The organism is Brasilonema octagenarum UFV-OR1 (assembly GCF_963888615.1).
Lineage (GTDB): Bacteria > Cyanobacteriota > Cyanobacteriia > Cyanobacteriales > Nostocaceae > Brasilonema > Brasilonema sennae.
This window is the reverse complement of sequence record NZ_CAWPKW010000230.1, coordinates 1-4,220: the sequence shown is the minus strand read 5'-3', so window position 1 is coordinate 4,220 and position 4,220 is coordinate 1. Positions and strand designations below refer to the sequence as shown.

Genomic DNA, 4,220 nt, shown 5'->3' with positions numbered 1-4,220 from the left:
AGATGCCTACGGAGGGAAACCCTCCTGCAGCACTGGACTCACTGTTCACTGATTTAAGAACATGTACCGCGTTGATCTTGGCTAATGGTGTAGTTACCATTAGGATCTTGAGCACACAACAAAGTTTTTATCCAAGCATCATCTCGTCCGACTTCTCTGTAAAACTCATTCGGCTTGTTTGTTGCGGGTGTTGTAAAGTGTAGAGAGAATAAGTCAGGTGGCTGATTCAGCAAAGCTGTATCATAACTCCATAAACGATTGGGCGGAGTAAAAAAAGACGTACGATTTAGATTTTGATTGGAAGGATTGCTTCCATTAATAACTGTTTGCCAAGGACCTGTGGCATAATTACTGTGTTTAAACTGGATAAAAGAACCAGCTACTGTGTGGCTTACCCCTTTCCAGTTTTCTAAGTAACGTACAAAGTTTTCCAAACCACCATTGCTTTCTGTTGGGCGTCCCGGCGTGTTACCTTGAGCGAATATGAGATTTGTTTCTGTGTTTGTGGCGGTTTGCATCTTGTAGTCCTCCTTTCTCTCTTCGCGAAAACCGAAGCGGAAATTATCAGATAAAACTGTAATTGCATCAGCAACAACTACTGCTGAACGCCAAGTTTCACCAGTGTTGCAATCAGGAAACTGATTCGGGCGACAGCCGAAGTTAGGATTAAGTGATTGACGCGCGTAGAATTTATTACTCCAGTCCTTTTCTCCTTTTAAGGAGTTGTCTGTGAACTCTTCTTGGGTATGAAGATTGAAATTCCCTTTGATGTAAACTGGTAAATTAGATACTAAAATGAGTCCTTTTTCTTCTGCCTTGTAGGTAGCGTTACGGCTTAAGTTACTCCCATTAATCAGCATAATGGCATTTGGTCGGCGAGTTGAATCTAATTTGAAGTCAGTAGCACTAACATCTAAATTGTTGGGTTCACTATCGTCGGGGAGTGCATCATCACGAGTGGTGTAAATAATTCCACTGTTTGGAAATAGAAATTCTCCACCATTTTTCGATGTTCTGCGTAACAAATCCAAATCCAAAATAGTGGCGCGAATTTCTAACGGTTCACGCGGTTCAACTGTTTTAATCTCTCTTGCATCAATAAAAGCAGTTTCCATAATAGCGCCATGAGGAATCACAGCATCTGTGGGATTACCAATAGTACCGTCTAAAATTTTCAAGGCGCATATAGCAGAATCAACTGCTGATTGTTCTGCAAGGGTAAGAGGCTTACTAGCTGAAATGTTGTTCAAAGCATCCTGTAGTGGTTTATTCACCGGACGCCCATTTGAGTATTTCAGCTTTGCTTGGTAATTCAGCACATTCTCATAACCTGTGGTTGATAAAGATGAAGCTGAGTAGACAACACCGTTGTTAGAGTCACCTGGATTATTACTAACATTGGGTAGCCCAGTTAAGTCTCTGTTTGTATTTCTTAAGCTAACGTCTGGTAAATCTTTCTGGTTTCTGGCTGTTGTGCTATTTGTGGGGTTGTAGTAGCTGCTGACACAAGCAATTGGTTTTTGGTAGTCGGTTGGTGTTTTTGGATTGTAGGAATCATCTTGGTAGTGATAAACTGCTGTAGCCCGCATTCGTAGATAAGGTGTCTTCTCATCGGGCATAGTATCTGGTGGTTCTGCTATGGTATCTGGTTTTGGATCTGCGATCGCACTAGCAAATTGAGCACTACCGCCACCAGAAGTGTAACGACTAGGTAAGTAAATTCCTGCACCTGTGACAACTCGCAAACCCCCGACGACATCCAGAGAACTTTGGGGTTTTTGTGCTGCTGACTTTTCCCAAAATTCATCTCGATTTGTAGCTCCCAAATCCTCTAACTGGTATGCTTGAGAGAAGCGCTTACGAGTAACAGTGCTATTATTTCCCTTGCTATCAACATCCCATTCTTTACCAGTAATAGTCTGTCCTTCGTCTGGTGAACTGAGAAATTTGCCTTTGGTTGTGTCATACCATAATTGAGGTAGGTTATTGCCAACTAAAAGGCGATCGCCTATTTTTTGCTCTTTATCTGCTTTTGCTTGTTCTACTGGTTCTGTTGCAGGTAAATAAAGTTTACTACCGTTATCTTTAATTCCTATCTCGGCATAATTCGTAGCCGTTTTTCCATCAGCCGGATTGAAGGGAAACACCCATTCATCCACTGGTCTTAAAGAGTTTCCATTTCCTTGAAGAGGACTATTTGTTTCATAGTCGTAACTTCGATATTTTAGTGGATTACTACCTTGTGGTATTTCGGCGTATGGAACACGACGTGTCTTTTTTTTAAAGTAAAGTTTGAGATTTTTATCACGAACTTTGGCAGACTCTAAAGTAAAGTCTTCTGCTAAATCCCGTTCTATTTTCTGTTGCACTTCATCAGGAAGCTCTGCGTTATTTGGATATGCACTATTTGTTGCTTGCACTAACCGATCAATTCGTTTTGCATACCCCTCATCATTATAAGCTGCCGTGTTTCCGTAAACAGATGTAGGTACAGTTTTATTTGTGTTGTTTATAACCTGACTTTCAATTGTGCTGTTAGGTACATAAGATTGGTCAAACAAATCTACTTGCACATCACCATGACTGGAATTGTCTGTTACTCTACTATCTATTACATTTCCAGCGACAATAATTTTGCTATTTACCTCTTTGAAATAGCATGATTTCGGACTACTAACTAGATATAACTTGATAGGCTGAGCCAGTCTTGTTGTTAGCAAATTACCATTTGTGAAGACACGTCCATTTAGACTGATACCTTCTTGCGAAGCAATTTCTAAATCATCTTCATAGACAACTGCATTGTTAGTGAGGGGTATTCTTTCTTGCTCTCGGTCTTGCTGATATTCTAGAGCTACAAAGCCTTTATTACCTCTAAATGTTTCATATTTATTAGTATTTAATATTGTTAAATCTGTGATAGGCACAGTCGTACTATAAACAAAAATACTTTTTTTTAGCTTGTCACCGACTTTATACCAACCATTGGCACTTACTAAGTTCGCGCTAGTGGTAGCTAAATTTTGACATTCGTTACCAACAGTACCTGTGTCCATCGGTTGTGTTCTTGCTTTTAAGAAATTTCCGGGTTGATTACTAGTTGGAGTCCGAAAGTAAATACCATAGAGAGTGTAACTATCAAACTTACCGTTATTGTCCGTATCTACAGGATATTTCCAAACAGTTTGTAGAGTATCGTCGCCTTGAACAAGTTTTAACTGTGTCTCATCACCAAAAGTAAATTCGTTAAGGTTATTATTGATAAGTTGTTCAAGTGAAAAATCTGAAGGAATTGAGGACTCTAACCTCGAATCTCCAAATAACTGTTCTATTTTTGCTTTTGCTCTTTCAATAGCAGGGTTAGCTGCATTCAGGACAGCCTCATTCACTCGGACATTACTAGCATTTTTTGCCCTTTCAAAAGACCGAAATAAAATAGCAGTTGTTATTAACACAACCACCAATGCTACCATTGCGACAGTTGGTAACACAAAACCAGCATTTACACTTGAGTGTTGTTTTTTATTAGTGACTAGTATTGCCCGTAATAGCCGAAGAATTTGTTTTTTAATTGTAGATACAAATATTTTACTAATTTGTCTATAAAACCTCTTGATTTTCTTTAATCTCCAACGATAGTGAAACATAAGTAGTTGACTGCTAAAATTTCTCATAAAAAAACCGCAGATGCACGAACTTTGCACACAGATAATTTATCTGCATACTCTGCGGAAACTCGCCCAGAGGGCGTCTACATCTGCGGTTCTAAATACCTCTAAACCAGTATTTCAACTTCAGGTAACTTTGTAAAAATACTATGAAAGCAAGCTTATATTACCCACTTTTAGAGAAAACATACCAATCTCGCAAAAATGATTACTTATACGATTTCTCAGGAAGCTTGCAATTGAGACAAATCCCCGGTAACTGAGATTTTGCACCATGCTCAAGAACCCAACCTCGTCCGCCTCGGAATCAATTCCGAGGCTCACAGTCCAAGTCTACTAAAGTAGACTCAAAGGCTTATGCAGTCGTCTTTAGACGACTTTTACTATCAGACTGGGGTTTAAACCCTAGGCGGTTGTTGGCAGGAGTGCAAGATATGAGCGCCCAAGGGGCGCGATTACACGCCCGCAATGAATAAAAGAAACACCTTTTTCCCTATTCCCGTTCGGACGTTCGGCGAAGCTATCTCCTGAGCCCTGAGTCCCAAAGGGACA

General features: G+C 40.0%; 1 protein-coding gene. It reads right to left on the bottom strand.

Annotated elements, in window-relative coordinates; all coding sequences use genetic code 11:
- Positions 1-53: 53 nt before the first annotated feature.
- Positions 54-3,647, bottom strand: coding sequence for a hormogonium polysaccharide biosynthesis protein HpsA (gene hpsA, locus AC5590_RS18465; RefSeq protein ID WP_169268899.1), 3,594 nt, complete (start codon positions 3,645-3,647; stop codon positions 54-56).
- Positions 3,648-4,220: the final 573 nt, after the last annotated feature.